The following is a 14,843-nucleotide window of genomic DNA, read 5'->3' on the forward strand; positions in this document are numbered from 1 at the left end:
ACGGCGGCCCCCGCCGCGCAGCCTCGGGCCATGCTCGATGCCCAGGTCCTGACCCCTCTGCCGACCGCCCCCCGCCCCGTGCGCCACCAGCGCAGCCACGGGCGCGCGCGCGTGGCGCTGGAGGGCGGGCGCATTGCGGCGCTCGCGCAGTCCGGGTCGGCCAAGGCGATGCTGCACCTGCCGCCCGCGACCGAGACGCCGCAGGTCGTGTTCCTCAACACCTCGGGCGGGCTGACGGCGGGGGACCGCCTCGCCTTTGCGCTCGACCTCGCCGACGGCCGCGCCACCGCCACCACCCAGACCGCCGAGCGCGCCTATCGCGCCGAGGGCGGCCGCGCCGCGGTCGAGGTGACGCTCAGCGCCGGTCCCGGCGCCCGCCTCGACTGGCTGCCGCAAGAGACGATCCTGTTCGACGGCGCGGCGCTCGACCGGCACACGCGCGTCGACCTCGCCCGCGACGCGCGTTTCCTCGGGATCGAGACCATCGTCCTCGGCCGGGCGGCGATGGGCGAGACGGTCGCCACCCTCTCGCTGACCGACCGGCGCGAGATCCGCCGCGGCGGCGCGCCGCTGCTCATCGACCCGCTGCGGCTCGACAGCGCCGCGCTGGCGCGGGGCGGCCAGCCGGCGCTGCTGGCCGGCGCACGGGCCTTCGCCACGCTGATCCTCGCCGCGCCGGGGGCCGAGGACGCGCTCGCCCCCGTCCGCGCGGCGCTGACCGAACCCGGCGTCACCGCCGCCGCGACCGGCTGGGACGGGCGGCTGATCCTGCGCGCCCACGCCCCCGACGCCTGGCCGCTGCGCCACCAGCTCGCCCGGATCGTCGCGCTGCTGCGCCCCGAACCCCTGCCCCGCTGCTGGCAATTCACCCCCGAGAGGGCCGCATGAACCTGACCCCCCGCGAAAAGGACAAGCTGCTCGTCGCCATGGCGGCGATGGTGGCGCGCAACCGCCTTGCCCGCGGCGTCCGGCTGAACCACCCCGAGGCCATCGCGCTGATCGCCGATTTCGTCGTCGAGGGCGCCCGCGACGGCCGCAGCGTCGCCGAGCTGATGGAGGCCGGCGCCCAGGTCGTCCGCGCCGAGGACTGCATGGAGGGCATCCCCGCGATGATCGAGACCGTGCAGGTCGAGGCCACATTCCCCGACGGCACCAAGCTCGTCACCGTCCACCACCCGATCCGCTAGGAGCCGCCGATGCGCCTGCCCCCTCTCGCCGCCCTCTCGCTCGCTGCGCTGACCCTGCCCGGCGCCGCGCTCGCCCATCCCGGCCACCCGCTCGGCGGGCTGGCCGGGGGGGTCGCGCATCCGATTGGCGGGGCCGACCACGTGCTCGCCATGGTCGCGCTGGGTGCGCTGGCGGCGCAGACCGGCGGGCGGGCGGTCTGGGCGCTGCCTGCCGGGTTCGTCGCGGCGATGCTGGCGGGCGGGGCGGCGGGGGCGGCGGGGCTGCCGTTTCCGGCGGTCGAGCCGCTGATCCTCGCCTCGGTCATCGTGCTGGCCGCGCTGGTCGCGCTTGCGGTGCGGCTGCCGCGCGCCGCGCTCATCGCCATGAGCGCGGTCTTCGGCGCCGCCCACGGCTGGGCGCACGGGGCCGAGGGGCCGGCGACCGGCCTCGCCGCCTATGCCGCCGGGTTCGCGGCGGCGACGGCGGCGCTGCACCTCGCGGGCATCCTCGCCGCGCGGCTGCTGCCGCGGCTCTCGACCCGGATCGTGGGCGGGGCGACCGCGCTCGCCGGCGTCGCGCTGGCGGTGGCCTGACATGATCCCCGGCGAGATCCTCCCCGCGCCCGGCACGCTGACGCTGAACGCCGACCGCCCGGCGCTGACGCTGATGGTCGCCAACACCGGCGACCGCCCGGTGCAGGTCGGCAGCCACTACCACTTCGCCGAGACGAACCCCGGCCTCGACTTCGACCGCGCCGCAGCGCGGGGGATGCGCCTCGACATCCCCGCCGGCACCGCCATCCGGTTCGAGCCGGGGCAGCGCCGCGAGGTGCAGCTCGTGCCGTTCGGCGGCGCGCGGCAGGTCTGGGGCTTCAACGGCCAGATCATGGGGGCGCTCTAGATGTCGGTCGAGATCGCCCGCCGCGACTATGCCGCGATGTTCGGCCCGACCACCGGCGACCGGGTGCGGCTGGGCGACACCGCGCTGGTGATCGAGGTCGAGCGCGACCTGACCCTCTACGGCGAAGAGGTGAAGTTCGGCGGCGGCAAGGTCATCCGCGACGGCATGGGCCAGTCGCAGGCGACGCGCGCCGAGGGCGCGGTCGACACGGTCATCACCAACGCGCTGATCCTCGACTGGACCGGCGTCACCAAGGCCGACATCGGCCTGCGCGACGGCCGCATCGCCGCCATCGGCAAGGCCGGCAACCCCGACACCCAGCCGGGCGTCACCATCGTCATCGGCCCCGGCACCGAGGTCATCGCCGCCGAGGGCCGCATCGTCACCGCCGGCGGCATCGACTGCCACATCCATTTCATCTGCCCCCAGCAGGTGGACGAGGCGCTGGCCTCGGGCGTCACCACGCTGATCGGCGGCGGCACGGGCCCCGCGCACGGCACGCTCGCCACCACCTGCACGCCGGGGCCGTGGCACATCCGCCGGATGCTCGAGGCCGCCGACAGCCTGCCCGTCAACATCGGCCTCGCCGGCAAGGGCAACGCCAGCCGCCCCGCGGCGCTGGTCGAGATGGTCCGGGCCGGGGTCTGCGCGCTCAAGCTGCACGAGGACTGGGGCACCACCCCCGCCGCCATCGACTGCTGCCTGACGGTGGCCGAGCGTCACGACGTGCAGGTGATGATCCACACCGACACGCTGAACGAAAGCGGCTTCGTCGAAAACACCCTCGCCGCCATCGCCGGGCGCACCATCCACGCCTATCACACCGAGGGCGCGGGCGGCGGCCATGCCCCCGACATCATCCGCGTGGTCGGCGCGCAGAACGTCATCCCGTCCTCGACCAACCCGACCCGGCCCTACACCGTCAACACCATCGAGGAACACCTCGACATGCTGATGGTCTGCCACCACCTCGACCGCCGCATCCCCGAGGACGTGGCCTTCGCCGAAAGCCGCATCCGGCGCGAGACGATCGCCGCCGAGGACATTTTGCACGACCTCGGTGCCTTCTCGATCATCTCGTCGGACAGCCAGGCGATGGGCCGGGTGGGCGAGGTGGTGACCCGGACCTGGCAGACGGCGCACAAGATGCGCGTTCAGCGCGGCCGGCTCGACGGCGAGACGGGCGAGAACGACAACCTGCGCGCCCGCCGCTACGTGGCGAAATACACCATCAACCCGGCGGTCGCGCACGGGATCAGCGCCCACGCCGGCAGCGTCGAGCCGGGCAAGCGCGCCGACCTGGTGATCTGGCACCCCGCCTTCTTCGGCGCCAAGCCCGAGATGGTGCTGGTCGGCGGCCAGATCGCCGCGGCGCAGATGGGGGATGCCAACGCCTCGATCCCGACCCCGCAGCCGATGGCGATGCGGCCGATGTTCGGGGCGCTCGGCCGGGCCCGCCACGCCGCCGCGGTCAGCTTTGTCAGCCGCGCCGGGCTCGAGGCCGGCGCCTGCGACGGGCTGGGCAAGGCCGCGGTCGCGGTCGAGGGCACCCGCGGCATCGGCAAGCGCGACATGCGCCTGAACGACGCGACGCCAGTGATCGAGGTGGACCCCGAGACCTACGAGGTCCGCGCAGACGGCGTCCTGCTGACCTGCGAGCCGGCGGCCGAACTGCCGCTCGCGCAACGCTATTTCCTGTTCTGACCGAGAAGGAGAGACCCATGCTCATGGCCGATGGAGACACGCTCGGCACCGCCTGCGCCACCACCGCCGAGACCGCCGGCCGGCGCGTCGTCGGGCGGGTCGTCATGGACTACGAGGCCCGCTGCCTGCGCCGCCGCCGCCTGATGACCGAGGGCGGGGCGGCGTTCATGGTCGATCTGCCGCGCACCGTCAGCCTCGACGCGGGCGCGGCCTTCGTGCTCGAGGACGGCTCGGCCGTCGAGGTGGTCCCGGCGCGCGAGCCGGTGCTGCGGGTCGAGGGCGACCTCACGCGGCTCGCCTGGCACATCGGCAACCGCCATTGCCCGTGCGAGATCCACGCGGACCACCTGGTGATCCGCGCCGACCCGGTGCTGGAGCAGATGCTGGCGCAGCTTGGGGCGCGGGTGACGCGTACCCTCGCCCCCTTCCGCCCCGAGGGGGGCGCCTACGGGCATGGCCGGACCTTTGGCCACAGCCACTGAGGGTGCCGCGGCCGACGCCTTCGCCGACGCCTTGGCCAACGACGACGCCGCGGCCCGGCTGGTCGCGGTGCAGCTGCTCTCGCCCGCCTTCCCCACCGGGGGCTTCGCCTATGCGCAGGGGCTCGAATGGGCGATGGACGCGGGGATCGTCACCGACGCCGCAACGCTCGGGGACTGGATCGGGGCGGTGCTCGCGCATGGGGCGCTCTGGTCCGACGCCGTGCTGCTGGCGCTGGCGCTGCGGCCGGGCGCGGACCCCGCGCGGCTCGACGCGCTGGCCCGCGCGCTCTGCCTCTCGCCCGAGCGGCTGACCGAAACGCTGGAACAGGGCGCGGCCTTTGCCCGCACCGCCGCCGCGCTGGGGCTGGGCGCCCCCAGCCCCGCCGCCCTACCCGTCGCCGTGGGGCGGGCGCTGGCGCCGCTGGGCCTGCCCGCGCCCGAGGTGCTGGCGCTCTACCTGCACGGTCAAGCGCTCAACCTGACGCTGGCGGCGGTGCGCTTCCTGCCGCTCGGGCAGACCGAGGGGCAGCGCCTGCTCGCCGCGCTCGGCCCCGCGATCCGCGCCACCGCGGCCCGCGCGGCGGCCGCCGACGAGGCCGCGCTCGGCACCTGCGCGCTTGGCGCCGAGATCGCCCAGATGCGCCACGAAACCATGCCCACGAGGATCTTCCGCTCATGACCGAGTTCTCCGATGCCCATCATCCGCCCGCCCACGGTCCCCTGCGAGTCGGCATTGGCGGCCCGGTCGGCGCGGGCAAGACGACGCTCACCATCGAGCTCGCCCGCGCCCTCGCCCCGCGCCTGTCGATGGCGGTGATCACCAACGACATCTACACCCGCGAGGACGCCGAGGCGCTGATGCGCGCGCAGGTGCTGCCGTCCGAGCGCATCCGCGGGGTCGAGACGGGCGGTTGCCCGCACACCGCGATCCGCGAGGACGCCTCGATCAACCTCGCCGCCGTCGCGGACCTCTCGGCGGCCTTCCCGGACCTCGAGCTGGTGCTGATCGAGTCGGGCGGCGACAACCTCGCCGCGACCTTCTCGCCGGAGCTGGCGGACCTGACGATCTATGTGATCGACACGGCGGCCGGGCAGGACATCCCGCGCAAGAAGGGGCCGGGGCTGGCGCGCTCGGACCTGCTGGTGGTCAACAAGACCGACCTCGCGCCCCATGTGGGGGTGGATGCGGGGCGGCTGGAAACCGACGCCCGCGCCGCGCGCGGCACCCGTCCGGTGGTGATGGCGGCGCTGCGGCACGGCACGGGCGTCGATCAGGTGGTGCGCTTCATCGTCGAGGCGGGGGGCCTCGCCCCGCGCTGACCCCGGCGCGACCCTCGGGGCACGCAGATCGGCGCGCGGGTGGGCACCTCTGGGGGCTGGCGGCGATAACGGGCCGGAAGGTGCGGAACAGCGCGCCTTGGGCGCCTCGGGTCGCGGGCAACCGCCACGGCCCGACGCTCGCCCGGAGGCGGTCATGCCCGGCTCAGAACAGCGCCAGCTGATCTCCCGCCCGCGGCGGCGGGCCGAAGCGCGCGGCGTCAAGCGGCGGGCTGTCGGTGTCATACCCCAGCCGTTTGCGGGCAAGGCGGAAGCGCTGGTGCAAAAGCTCGGCCTCGACCCCCTCGCCCCGCATCCGGCTGCCGAACCGCGGGTCGTTGTCGCGCCCGCCGCGCACCGCCTGGATCCGGGACATCACATGGGCCGCCTTGCCGGGGTGGTGCCGGTCCAGCCAGTCGCGGAACAGCGGCGCCACCTCGAGCGGCAGGCGGATCGGGATCATGCTCGCCGTCGCCGCCCCCGCCTCGCGCGCCGCGGCCAGCAGCGCCTCGATCTCGTGGTCGGTCAGGCCCGGGATCATCGGCGCGCACATCACCCGCACCCGCACCCCCGCCCCGGCCAGCGCCCGGATCATCCCGAGCCGCGTGGCAGGCGCCGGGGCCCGCGGCTCCATTTGCCGGGCGAGCGTCGCATCGAGCGTCGTCAGCGAGACGCCGACGAACACCTGCCCCCGTTCCGCCATCGCCCCGATCAGGTCGAGGTCGCGCAGGATCGTCCGGCCGCGGGTCACGATGCTGACCGGATGGTTCCAGGCCGCCAGCACCTCGAGGCAGCCGCGCATGATCCCCAGCCGCGCCTCGACCGGCTGATAGGGGTCGGTGTTGGTGCCGAAGGCGAGCGGGGCGACCGCATAGCCGGGCCGGGCGATCTCCTCGGCCAGGCGGGCCGGCGCCTCGGGCTTGGCGGTGATCCTTGTCTCGAAATCCAGCCCCGGCGAGAGGCCGAGATAGGCGTGGGTCGGGCGCGCGAAGCAGTAGATGCAGCCGTGCTCGCAGCCCCGATAGGGGTTCACCGAGCGGTCGAAGGGCACGTCGGGCGACTGGTTGCGGGTGATGATCCGGCGCGGCCGCTCGGTCGTGATCTCGGTCCTGAGCAGCCGCTCGTCGGGCGGGGTGTCCCAGCCGTCGTCCTCGGGCACGGACTGATAGGGCTCGAACCGCGCCGCCGGGCGGTGGGCGGCGCCGCGGGCCTTCAGCGTCTCGTCGGGGTTGCGGGGCGGCAGCATTCCTCGAGATTAGAACATTGCGCGAACATCGGCAATCCCGCCGGTCCCTCGCCCCGCCTGAGCGCGCAAGCCCGCCGCGCCTGCCTCCAATCGGCGGGAAACCCCGCGGGCGCCTTTTCAATCCCCGCCCGCTTCCCCATATTCACAAGGAATCGGAGGTCCGAATGCCCCTGCCCCACTTCCTCGCCCTCGTCGCGGCCGTCACCGTGGCCGCCGCGCTGTCGGTCGTTGCCGCGCTCATGGTGGGGGTGCCGCTCACGGTGCTGGCGCTTGGCGCGGCGCTCGCGGCGCTGGTCGCGCATCTGGCGGTGCGGCTCGGGCATGGCTTCGACGGCGGCCCGCCGCATTCGCCGCAGGCCTGAGGCGTTAGGGGCGCCTCAGCACTCTAGCTCGGCGTCCCAGTACAGGTAATCCATCCAGCTGACATGCAGGTGGTTCGGCGGGAAGCGCCGGCCGGCGGCGAGCATCTCTTCCGACGAGGGCCGGCGCGGCGCCCGCCGCAGCTTGAGGCCCGAGGACCGCAGGCTCTTGTTCGCCTTCTTCAGGTTGCAGGGCGAGCAGGCGGCGACCACGTTCTCCCAACTCGTGAGCCCGCCCTTCGAGCGCGGCACGACGTGGTCGAAGGTCAGGTCGCCGCGCGAGCCGCAGTACTGGCAGCAGAACTCGTCCCGCAGAAAAAGATTGAAGCGCGTGAAGGCCACGCGCTTCCTGGGTTTCACATAGTCCTTGAGCACCACGACCGAGGGGATGCGTATCGCCTCGCGCTGGCTTCGCACGACCTCGTCGTACTCGGCGAGGATCGCCACGCGGTCGAGGAACACCGCCTTGATCGTCTCTTGCCAGGGCCAGAGCGACAGCGGGTAGTAGCTGAGCGGACGGTGATCGGCGTTGAGCACCAGCGCCGGATTGCGCCTGAGTGCGGCCGGGTCGCGCACGAACTGGGTGCGGAAATCCGTATCCAACCGTCGATCGTCCAGCATCCGCGCGCGCCCCTTTCCGACCGCCTGCCCCTTGGACTTCTGACGCCGACTATATCCTGCGTCAGACGGCTGGCAAGCCTCTGCATATGGCCGTGTTGACGCAGCAATGCCCCGCCCACGCGACAGGCGCATGACGGTGTCGCGACAGGGCCGTGACAGGTAACTGCCGCCCCTGCCGCGTCTTTCCGGCGCAGATACCCTCGCCTCAGGCGAACCGCGCCGCGGACGGCGCGCGCGGGGTCAGCGCGGCGGGGCCTCGCCCAGCACGCGGGTGATGAACCCGAGCGCCGCGCCTAAGCCATCGGGCGAGATGCCGTGCCCGGTGCCCGGCATGGTGTGGGTGGCGACCTCGAACCCCGCGCCCTTCAGCGCCCGCTCGGCCAGCCCGAGGTCGGCATAGGGCACCATCGGGTCCTGGTCGCCGTGGATCAGCATGACCGGCGGGCGGACCCTGACCTCGCCCAGCATCTCGGGCGCAAGCAGCCGGCCCGAGAACCCGACGATCCCCGCCACCGGCGTCTCGCGCCGCGGCAGGACGTGCAGGGCCATCATCGTCCCCTGCGAGAACCCGACCACCACCAGCCGGGCCGGCGTCAGCCCCTCGGCCGCCAGCACCGTGTCGAGGAAGGCGTCGATGTCAGCCACCGACTTCGCCATCGAGGCCTTCGCGTCGGCCTCGCTCGACCCGTCGAGCCAGGGGATCGGAAACCACTGGTAGCCCATCGGATTGTTGACGCAGCGCTCGGGCGCGTCGGGGGCGTAGAAGGCGGTGCGCGGCAGGTAGCGCCCCAGCGGCTCGGCCAGCCCCAGCAGGTCGGCCCCGTCGGCGCCATAGCCGTGCAGGAACACCACGACCGACGAGGGTTTCTCCGGGCCCCGGCGTCCCGATTGCAGCGTGCGCGTCATGTCGTCCCCTCGCGTCCCTTGGCGAGCCGGTAATAGGCCCAGAGCCCCCGCGCCGCAACCGACCGCCACGGCCGCCACGGCTCGGCCAGCGCCGCCAACGCCCGGCCCCGCGGGCGCTCGGGCAGGCCATAGAGCAGCCGCGCGGCCTCTTGCAGGGCGAGGTCGTCGGGGGCGAAGGCGTCGGCCCGGCCGAGCGCGAACATCAGGTAGATCTCGGCCGTCCAGCGCCCGATGCCGGGCAGCGCCACCAGCGTCTCGATCACCGCCTCGTCGGGGGCGCGGGCCAGCGCCGCATAGTCGATCCCCGCAGCGGCGATCCCGCGCAGGTAGCGGATCTTCTGCGCCGAGAGCCCGCAGGCCCGCAGCACGTCATCCCCCGCCGCGAGGATCGGCGCCGGTGCGTCCAGCCCCGCCGCCGCAAGCCGCCCCGAGATCGCCCGCGCCGAGGCCACCGACAGCTGCTGCGAGACGACCGCATCGAGCAGCGCGCCAAACCCGTCCGCGCGGCGCCGCAAGGGCAGCGGCCCGAGGTCGGGCAGTACCCGCGCCCAGACCGGGCAGACTGCCGCCAGATGCGCCGCCCCCTCGGCCAGGTCGGCGTCGGCGGCGATCTGCCTCACCGCCGGTCCTGCTCGATGGTGTTGGCCCAGGCGCGGGCGGATTCCTTGAGGCGGGTCTCGAAGGCGGTCGAGATATGGGTGCGCAGCGCCGCCTCGGCAGCCTCGGCATCGCCGGCGGCGATGGCATCGACGATGGTCTGGTGCTCGGCCAGCGATTTCTCGCCCCGGCCCTCGGCGGCCAGCGAGGTGCGCGCCATCAGCGCCATGGTGCGGTGCACGATGTCGAGCTGCTGGACGAGATAGCGGTTGTGCGACGCGAGGTGGATCTGGTGGTGGAAGCGCCGGTTGGCGCGGCTCAGTGCCTGCGGATCGTCGATGATCCGGCGGTCCTCGATCACCATCTGGCCCAGCACCCGCGCCTCCTCCCGCGTCGCGTGGCGGGCGGCGAGGCGGGCGGCGAGCGCCTCGAGCTCGGTGCGCACGGTGTAGAGTTCGGCGAGCTGGTTGTGGTCGAGCGTCGCCACGATCAGGCTGCGCCCGTCGCGGGTCAGCATCGACTGGGTTTCGAGCCGCTGCAGCGCCTCGCGCACCGGCGTGCGGCTGACGCCGAAGCGCTCGGCCAGCTCGGATTCGACCAGCCGGTCGCCGGGGCGATAAGTGCCGTTGTCGATCGCCGACAGGATCAGGGAATAGGCGTCCTTCATGGGCGGGCAGGTTCGGCGCGGCGCGGCCGAAATGCAAGGCGGCAGACGATGGCCGGCCCGGTGGTGCCGTCGCGCGGCAACCTGCCACGCGATGACGGCTGTCACATCAGGCCCGGCCACCCCGGCGGCGAGCGGGGCGCAGCAGATGGCGAGCACATCCGAACCGGACCTGCGCCGGCAGGTGACGATCGCGGGGCAGCCGCACGCGGTGCTGTGGGCCACGGAAAGGCTGGGACCGGCCAACCCGGATGCCTTCCCCCCCGGTCCGTCGGATCAACTGCTCCGGGCGGTGCTTGACTATGGCTCGGCCGACGCGGTGGCCGCGCTGGTCGGCGGCGGTCCCACCGAGGCGCTTCGGATCGACGCGCCGGCGTGGTTTCCGGCCGCGCTCTCGCCCGGCCAGCCCCTCGATGTCATCCGCCACCACGGCACGCAGGTGTTCATGGATGCGGACGTCATGAGCGTGCCCGCGGCGCCCGGCCTCATCCTGCCCGAGCGCCGGTCGTCCTGACCGCCGCCCGCGTCCCGTGCCTTGCCGGCGCGGCGGGGCTGCGTTAGCCGGCCGTCGAGGACGCGGCGCGGAGGGGGTGAGCGATGACAGCCGAACACCGAGCGAACGGCGGCGCGGCCGCCACAAGCGCCGCGCTGGCTGCGGATTTCGCCCACGTCGATGTCTGGATCTTCGATCTCGACAACACGCTCTACCCGCCCGAGGCGCGGCTCTTCGACCAGATCGAGCGGAGGATGACGGCGTATGTCGAGCGCCTGCTGGGCGTCGCGCCGGCCGAGGCCGACCGGCTCAGGGCCCATTACTGGCGCGAGCACGGCACGACGCTGGCCGGGCTGATGGCCGAGCACGGCATCGACCCGGTGGCCTACCTCGACGAGGTGCACGCCATCGACATGGCCGCGCTGACCCCCGACCCCGACCTTGCCGCGGCGATCCGGGCGCTGCCGGGGCAGAAGATCGTCCACACCAACGCCGACGCCGCCTATGCGGGCCGCGTCCTCGCCCATCGCGGGCTCGGCGTCTTCGACGCGATCTACGGCATCGGCGAGGTCGGCTATCACCCCAAGCCCGACCCGCGCGCATTTGCCGCGGTGCTCGAGGCGCACGGCATCGACCCGGCCCACGCGGCCATGTTCGAGGATGACCCGAGGAACCTCGAAGTGCCGTTTTCGCTGGGAATGCGTACGGTTCTGGTCGGCCCCGGCCGGCACGGACCGGACCCGCTGGCTGCCGACCACCGGCACGGCGACCATGTGCTGTGGCGGACAGCGGCCCTCGGCGACTTCGTCGCGGCGCTTGCCGCAGCCCTGCCCGGCGTGGCAATGTCGCGCTGATCCGATCACACGACCCGACCACGAGGCTTATCATGGCGCACCCCAACACCTCCTCGGCCACCACCGCCGAAGCGATGACCCATGCCGTCAGCGGCGACGAGGCGATGCAAACCAAGCGCGAGCGCCAGATCGCCGGCCGGCTGCTGATCGGCGTGGTGCTGGCTGCGGTGCTGGTGGCGGTGCTGGTGGTGCTGTTCGGCCTGCCGGCGCTGACCATGGTCGGGCTGGTCGCCACCGTGCTCGTCTTCGTGGTGCTGATCGCCTACGCCACAGGGTACTGACCGTGGCCGCGCCGGGGGCCACCGCCCCCGCGGGGACGGCCGGCAGCACCGACACGGTCGACGTGCTCGTCTCGGGCGGCGGCGTCGCGGGACTGGCCGCGGCCGCGGCCTTCGGCGCGCAGGGTCTGTCGGTCGTCTGCGTCGACCCCGCCCCGCCGGTGACCGAGGAATCCGCCGCCGGTGCAGATCTGCGCACCACCGCCTTCCTGCAACCCTCGGTCGCGCTGCTCAGGCGCATCGGGCTGTGGGACCGTCTGGCCCCGCACGCTGCCCCCCTGCAGGTCATGCGGATCGTCGATGCCGGCGGGGCCGAACCCGTCGCCCGTCTGACGCGCGAGTTCGACGCGTCCGAGATCTCGGGCGAGCCGTTCGGCTACAACCTGCCCAACTGGCTGCTCAGGCGCGAGATGACCGCGCGGCTGGCCGAGCTGCCGGGCGTCAGCTTCCGCCCCGGCACCGGGACCGCGGGGCTGGCGGTGCGCGAGGATGCGGCGCTGGTCGATCTGTCGGACGGCGCCCGCGTCCGGGCGCGGCTGGTGGTCGCCGCCGACGGGCGCAACTCGGCCGTGCGGCAGGCGCTGGGAATCGGCGTGCGCACCCTGCGCTACGGGCAGAAGGCGCTGGCCTTTGCCGTCACCCATGAGCGCCCGCACGACAATATCTCGACCGAGATCCACCGCTCGGGCGGCCCCTTCACGCTGGTCCCGCTGCCCGACCGCGAGGGGCGCCCCTCGTCGGCGGTGGTCTGGATGGAACGTGGCCCCGAGGTCGCGCGGCTGCGCGCCCTGCCGCGCGCGGCCTTCGAGGCGGCGCTGAACGACCGCTCGGCGGGGGTACTGGGGCGGCTCACGCTCGCCACCGGGCTGACCGAGTGGCCGATCATCAGCCAGATCGCGGATGCCTACACCGGCCCCCGCACCGCGCTGATCGCCGAGGCCGCCCATGTCGTCCCGCCGATCGGGGCGCAGGGGCTGAACATGAGCCTCGCCGACCTGACGGCGCTTCTGGACCTGATGGGGCCGGATCCCGGCGATGCCGCGGCGCTGGACGCCTATGCCCGCGCGCGGCGCCCCGAGGCGCTGGCGCGGCTGATCGGCATCGACGCGCTGAACCGGGCCAGCATGATGCGGCTGCGCCCGCTGCGCGACCTGCGGGCGGCGGCGCTGGGGGGGCTTTACGCGCTCGCCCCGGTGCGGCGGACGATGATGCGGGCGGGGCTGGGGCTGCGCTGAACCGGCGACGGAGGTCCCCGCCGGGGCCGTCGCCGGGTATTTGGGCCAGACAGACGCCTAGAGGTCGCGCAGCAGCGCGTCGAGCTGGCGCCGCCGGGCGCCGTCGACCTGCGGCAAGGGCGCATCGCCGCGCAGCATCGCCAGCCGGCCGATCACCGTGTCGTCCGAGGTCAGGCGCTGGACGATCTCGGCCACGAAGGGGGTGACGGCCAGCGCTGCGGCCTCGGGGTCGTCCAGCAGGTCGCCGATCCGGCCCAGCAGGTTGTCCACCATGTCGCCGCGCCCGGGCCAGAAGGCCTTGAGCCCGTCGAACATCTCGTGCCCGGTGGCAAAGCGCTGGCGCGGCGGCCAGGGGCGCGGCGGGTGATAGATGCGGCGCTCCGTCTCGGCCAGCTTGACGAGGTTGGCGAGCCCCGACCCCATCATGGCGAGCGTGCGCTCGGCCAGCGCCCGGCCCGGCAGGTCGGCCACCGTGTCGCAGACCGAGATCAGCCAGCGCAGGCTGAGATCGGCGGCGAGGGGGGCGCCGAGTTCGGCCGTCACCCGCCCAAACAGCGTGGCCGCATGGGCGTCGCCCGGGTCGCGGCGCAGGATCACGATGGTGCGGGCCAGCAGATACGCCGCCTCGGAGCGGTCGCCGAACTCGGGCCGCAGCCGGTCGAGATGGACGGAAAGGTCCCGCTCGCGCCCCGGCCAGCCCTTGGCCCGCGGCCCCGGCAGCCGGCGGGCAATGAGCGCCGCAAGGTCGCAGTCGGGGGGCGGCAGATGGGGATGGGTCATCGGCGGATCGGGCTCTCAACGGCGGCGCGGGCGCGGCGCGGGGGCCGTGAAACCCGGCATTTTGCATCCATTGCCGGGCCGGGCGTTCTGGACACCGAAAGTTGCGCGGTGTAGGCGCTCTGCCGACACATCCGAAACCGAAGGGGCGAGATAAGACCATGCGCGTGTATTATGACCGGGATTGCGACGTCAACCTCATCAAGGACAAGAAGATCGCGATCCTCGGCTATGGCTCGCAGGGCCACGCCCATGCGCTGAACCTGCGCGACTCGGGCGCCAAGAACGTCGTGGTGGCGCTGCGCGAGGGCTCGCCCTCGAAGGCCAAGGCCGAGGGCGAGGGCCTGCAGGTCATGGACATCGCCGAGGCGGCGAAATGGGCCGACCTGATCATGTTCACCATGCCCGACGAGCTGCAGGCCGAGACCTACAAGAAATACGTCCATGACAACCTGCGCGAGGGCGCGGCGATCGCCTTCGCCCACGGGCTGAACGTGCACTTCGGCCTGATCGAGCCGAAGAAGGGCGTGGACGTCATCATGATGGCGCCGAAGGGCCCGGGCCACACGGTGCGCGGCGAATACGTCAAGGGCGGCGGCGTGCCCTGCCTCGTCGCGGTCCACAACGACGCCTCGGGCAAGGCCATGGACCTCGCGCTCAGCTACTGCTCGGCGATCGGCGGCGGCCGCTCGGGGATCATCGAGACGAACTTCCGCGAAGAGTGCGAGACCGACCTCTTCGGCGAGCAGGCGGTGCTCTGCGGCGGCCTGGTCGAGCTGATCCGCATGGGCTTCGAAACGCTGGTCGAGGCGGGCTATGAGCCCGAGATGGCCTATTTCGAGTGCCTGCACGAGGTGAAGCTGATCGTGGACCTGATCTACGAGGGCGGCATCGCCAACATGAACTACTCGATCTCGAACACCGCCGAATACGGCGAGTATGTCTCGGGCCCGCGCATCCTGCCCTACGACGAGACGAAGGCGCGGATGAAAGAGGTGCTGCGCGACATCCAGACCGGCAAGTTCGTCCGCGACTTCATGCAGGAGAACGCGGTCGGCCAGCCGTCCTTCAAGGCGACCCGCCGGATCAACGACGAACACCAGATCGAGCAGGTCGGCGCCAAGCTGCGCGAGATGATGCCGTGGATCTCGAAGGGCAAGATGGTGGACCGCGCCCGGAACTGATCCGGCGGGACCAAGGGGGCCTCGCGCCCCCGGCCGGTCACGCCCGGCCGCGAACGAGA

General features: G+C 73.2%; 20 protein-coding genes. 14 read left to right on the forward strand and 6 right to left on the reverse strand.

The window, feature by feature from the left end; all coding sequences use genetic code 11:
* Window positions 1–30: 30 nt before the first annotated feature.
* The 8 genes from BLW17_RS02420 to ureG are packed head-to-tail and all read left to right on the forward strand — an operon-like array spanning window position 31 to window position 5,573.
* A complete protein-coding gene (locus BLW17_RS02420; RefSeq protein ID WP_052176563.1) occupies window positions 31–888 on the forward strand; it encodes an urease accessory protein UreD in 858 nt (285 codons plus the stop codon).
* The gene (locus tag BLW17_RS02425; RefSeq protein WP_036700100.1) at window positions 885–1,187 is read left to right on the forward strand and encodes an urease subunit gamma; all 303 of its coding nucleotides are present in this window, start codon (window positions 885–887) and stop codon (window positions 1,185–1,187) included. The genes BLW17_RS02420 and BLW17_RS02425 overlap by 4 nt, the downstream gene beginning before the upstream one ends.
* Before the next feature lie 9 nt (window positions 1,188–1,196).
* A complete protein-coding gene (locus BLW17_RS02430; protein WP_074826035.1) occupies window positions 1,197–1,760 on the forward strand; it encodes a HupE/UreJ family protein in 564 nt (187 codons plus the stop codon).
* A 1-nt stretch (window position 1,761) separates the two neighbouring features.
* The gene (locus BLW17_RS02435) at window positions 1,762–2,067 is read left to right on the forward strand and encodes an urease subunit beta (RefSeq protein ID WP_036700105.1); all 306 of its coding nucleotides are present in this window, start codon (window positions 1,762–1,764) and stop codon (window positions 2,065–2,067) included.
* On the forward strand, window positions 2,068–3,771 hold the full coding sequence (gene ureC, locus BLW17_RS02440) for an urease subunit alpha (protein ID WP_036731722.1): 1,704 nt from the start codon (window positions 2,068–2,070) through the stop codon (window positions 3,769–3,771). It abuts the gene before it with no gap.
* A gap of 17 nt (window positions 3,772–3,788) precedes the next feature.
* Window positions 3,789–4,253, forward strand: a complete 465-nt coding sequence (locus BLW17_RS02445) for an urease accessory protein UreE (protein ID WP_231565608.1) — start codon at window positions 3,789–3,791, stop codon at window positions 4,251–4,253.
* The gene (locus tag BLW17_RS02450; protein WP_081969074.1) at window positions 4,225–4,932 is read left to right on the forward strand and encodes an urease accessory protein UreF; all 708 of its coding nucleotides are present in this window, start codon (window positions 4,225–4,227) and stop codon (window positions 4,930–4,932) included. Before BLW17_RS02445 ends, BLW17_RS02450 begins: the two co-directional genes overlap by 29 nt.
* Window positions 4,929–5,573 carry an urease accessory protein UreG gene (gene ureG / locus BLW17_RS02455; protein ID WP_036731720.1) on the forward strand — a complete coding sequence of 215 codons (645 nt, stop codon included), beginning with the start codon at window positions 4,929–4,931 and terminating at the stop codon, window positions 5,571–5,573. The genes BLW17_RS02450 and ureG overlap by 4 nt, the downstream gene beginning before the upstream one ends.
* A gap of 163 nt (window positions 5,574–5,736) precedes the next feature.
* Here ureG and BLW17_RS02460 read toward each other — a convergent pair whose 3' ends face one another.
* Complete coding sequence (locus BLW17_RS02460) at window positions 5,737–6,816, reverse strand: PA0069 family radical SAM protein (RefSeq protein ID WP_036731718.1); 1,080 nt, start codon at window positions 6,814–6,816, stop codon at window positions 5,737–5,739.
* A gap of 164 nt (window positions 6,817–6,980) precedes the next feature.
* Here BLW17_RS02460 and BLW17_RS02465 point away from each other — a divergent pair, with 164 nt between their 5' ends.
* Window positions 6,981–7,178 carry a hypothetical protein gene (locus BLW17_RS02465; RefSeq protein WP_036700115.1) on the forward strand — a complete coding sequence of 66 codons (198 nt, stop codon included), beginning with the start codon at window positions 6,981–6,983 and terminating at the stop codon, window positions 7,176–7,178.
* A 15-nt stretch (window positions 7,179–7,193) separates the two neighbouring features.
* Here BLW17_RS02465 and BLW17_RS02470 read toward each other — a convergent pair whose 3' ends face one another.
* The 4 genes from BLW17_RS02470 to BLW17_RS02485 all read right to left on the reverse strand — a co-directional run bounded on the left by BLW17_RS02470 (window position 7,194) and on the right by BLW17_RS02485 (window position 9,966).
* Window positions 7,194–7,778 (reverse strand): HNH endonuclease, encoded by a 585-nt coding sequence (locus BLW17_RS02470; protein WP_036731746.1) that lies wholly within the window; start codon window positions 7,776–7,778, stop codon window positions 7,194–7,196.
* Window positions 7,779–8,036: 258 nt separating this feature from the next.
* Window positions 8,037–8,702, reverse strand: a complete 666-nt coding sequence (locus tag BLW17_RS02475) for an alpha/beta hydrolase (RefSeq protein ID WP_036731716.1) — start codon at window positions 8,700–8,702, stop codon at window positions 8,037–8,039.
* On the reverse strand, window positions 8,699–9,322 hold the full coding sequence (locus BLW17_RS02480; RefSeq protein WP_036706465.1) for a DNA-3-methyladenine glycosylase family protein: 624 nt from the start codon (window positions 9,320–9,322) through the stop codon (window positions 8,699–8,701). Before BLW17_RS02480 ends, BLW17_RS02475 begins: the two co-directional genes overlap by 4 nt.
* Window positions 9,319–9,966 carry a GntR family transcriptional regulator gene (locus BLW17_RS02485; protein WP_036700121.1) on the reverse strand — a complete coding sequence of 216 codons (648 nt, stop codon included), beginning with the start codon at window positions 9,964–9,966 and terminating at the stop codon, window positions 9,319–9,321. The genes BLW17_RS02480 and BLW17_RS02485 overlap by 4 nt, the downstream gene beginning before the upstream one ends.
* A gap of 91 nt (window positions 9,967–10,057) precedes the next feature.
* Here BLW17_RS02485 and BLW17_RS02490 point away from each other — a divergent pair, with 91 nt between their 5' ends.
* The 4 genes from BLW17_RS02490 (at window position 10,058) to BLW17_RS02505 (ending at window position 12,823) form a co-directional block, all read left to right on the forward strand.
* Window positions 10,058–10,477 carry a hypothetical protein gene (locus tag BLW17_RS02490; RefSeq protein ID WP_211656922.1) on the forward strand — a complete coding sequence of 140 codons (420 nt, stop codon included), beginning with the start codon at window positions 10,058–10,060 and terminating at the stop codon, window positions 10,475–10,477.
* An 83-nt stretch (window positions 10,478–10,560) separates the two neighbouring features.
* A complete protein-coding gene (locus BLW17_RS02495) occupies window positions 10,561–11,310 on the forward strand; it encodes a pyrimidine 5'-nucleotidase (RefSeq protein WP_052176234.1) in 750 nt (249 codons plus the stop codon).
* A 32-nt stretch (window positions 11,311–11,342) separates the two neighbouring features.
* Entirely contained in the window at window positions 11,343–11,591 is a 249-nt protein-coding gene (locus BLW17_RS18430; protein WP_036731711.1) for a hypothetical protein, read from the forward strand.
* Window positions 11,592–11,593: 2 nt separating this feature from the next.
* Entirely contained in the window at window positions 11,594–12,823 is a 1,230-nt protein-coding gene (locus tag BLW17_RS02505) for a UbiH/UbiF family hydroxylase (protein ID WP_052176231.1), read from the forward strand.
* A gap of 57 nt (window positions 12,824–12,880) precedes the next feature.
* Here BLW17_RS02505 and BLW17_RS02510 read toward each other — a convergent pair whose 3' ends face one another.
* Window positions 12,881–13,603: a hypothetical protein gene (locus BLW17_RS02510; protein WP_052176229.1), complete on the reverse strand. Its 723-nt coding sequence runs from the start codon at window positions 13,601–13,603 to the stop codon at window positions 12,881–12,883.
* 158 nt (window positions 13,604–13,761) lie between these two features.
* Here BLW17_RS02510 and ilvC point away from each other — a divergent pair, with 158 nt between their 5' ends.
* The gene (ilvC, locus tag BLW17_RS02515) at window positions 13,762–14,784 is read left to right on the forward strand and encodes a ketol-acid reductoisomerase (RefSeq protein WP_036700125.1); all 1,023 of its coding nucleotides are present in this window, start codon (window positions 13,762–13,764) and stop codon (window positions 14,782–14,784) included.
* The last annotated feature ends 59 nt before the right edge of the window (window positions 14,785–14,843 follow it).

Source organism: Paracoccus sanguinis (assembly GCF_900106665.1).
Classification (GTDB): Bacteria; Pseudomonadota; Alphaproteobacteria; order Rhodobacterales; family Rhodobacteraceae; genus Paracoccus; species Paracoccus panacisoli.

What these genes read in the sequence shown, in the direction of transcription:
- BLW17_RS02420 (WP_052176563.1), top strand. Translation starts at nt 31, where the DNA reads ATGCTCGATGCCCAGGTCCTGACCCCTCTGCCGACCGCCCCCCGCCCC.
- BLW17_RS02425 (WP_036700100.1), top strand. Translation starts at nt 885, where the DNA reads ATGAACCTGACCCCCCGCGAAAAGGACAAGCTGCTCGTCGCCATGGCG.
- BLW17_RS02430 (WP_074826035.1), top strand. Translation starts at nt 1,197, where the DNA reads ATGCGCCTGCCCCCTCTCGCCGCCCTCTCGCTCGCTGCGCTGACCCTG.
- BLW17_RS02435 (WP_036700105.1), top strand. Translation starts at nt 1,762, where the DNA reads ATGATCCCCGGCGAGATCCTCCCCGCGCCCGGCACGCTGACGCTGAAC.
- ureC (WP_036731722.1), top strand. Translation starts at nt 2,068, where the DNA reads ATGTCGGTCGAGATCGCCCGCCGCGACTATGCCGCGATGTTCGGCCCG.
- BLW17_RS02445 (WP_231565608.1), top strand. Translation starts at nt 3,789, where the DNA reads ATGCTCATGGCCGATGGAGACACGCTCGGCACCGCCTGCGCCACCACC.
- BLW17_RS02450 (WP_081969074.1), top strand. Translation starts at nt 4,225, where the DNA reads ATGGCCGGACCTTTGGCCACAGCCACTGAGGGTGCCGCGGCCGACGCC.
- ureG (WP_036731720.1), top strand. Translation starts at nt 4,929, where the DNA reads ATGACCGAGTTCTCCGATGCCCATCATCCGCCCGCCCACGGTCCCCTG.
- BLW17_RS02460 (WP_036731718.1), bottom strand. Translation starts at nt 6,816, where the DNA reads ATGCTGCCGCCCCGCAACCCCGACGAGACGCTGAAGGCCCGCGGCGCC.
- BLW17_RS02465 (WP_036700115.1), top strand. Translation starts at nt 6,981, where the DNA reads ATGCCCCTGCCCCACTTCCTCGCCCTCGTCGCGGCCGTCACCGTGGCC.
- BLW17_RS02475 (WP_036731716.1), bottom strand. Translation starts at nt 8,702, where the DNA reads ATGACGCGCACGCTGCAATCGGGACGCCGGGGCCCGGAGAAACCCTCG.
- BLW17_RS02485 (WP_036700121.1), bottom strand. Translation starts at nt 9,966, where the DNA reads ATGAAGGACGCCTATTCCCTGATCCTGTCGGCGATCGACAACGGCACT.
- BLW17_RS02490 (WP_211656922.1), top strand. Translation starts at nt 10,058, where the DNA reads ATGACGGCTGTCACATCAGGCCCGGCCACCCCGGCGGCGAGCGGGGCG.
- BLW17_RS02495 (WP_052176234.1), top strand. Translation starts at nt 10,561, where the DNA reads ATGACAGCCGAACACCGAGCGAACGGCGGCGCGGCCGCCACAAGCGCC.
- BLW17_RS18430 (WP_036731711.1), top strand. Translation starts at nt 11,343, where the DNA reads ATGGCGCACCCCAACACCTCCTCGGCCACCACCGCCGAAGCGATGACC.
- BLW17_RS02510 (WP_052176229.1), bottom strand. Translation starts at nt 13,603, where the DNA reads ATGACCCATCCCCATCTGCCGCCCCCCGACTGCGACCTTGCGGCGCTC.
- ilvC (WP_036700125.1), top strand. Translation starts at nt 13,762, where the DNA reads ATGCGCGTGTATTATGACCGGGATTGCGACGTCAACCTCATCAAGGAC.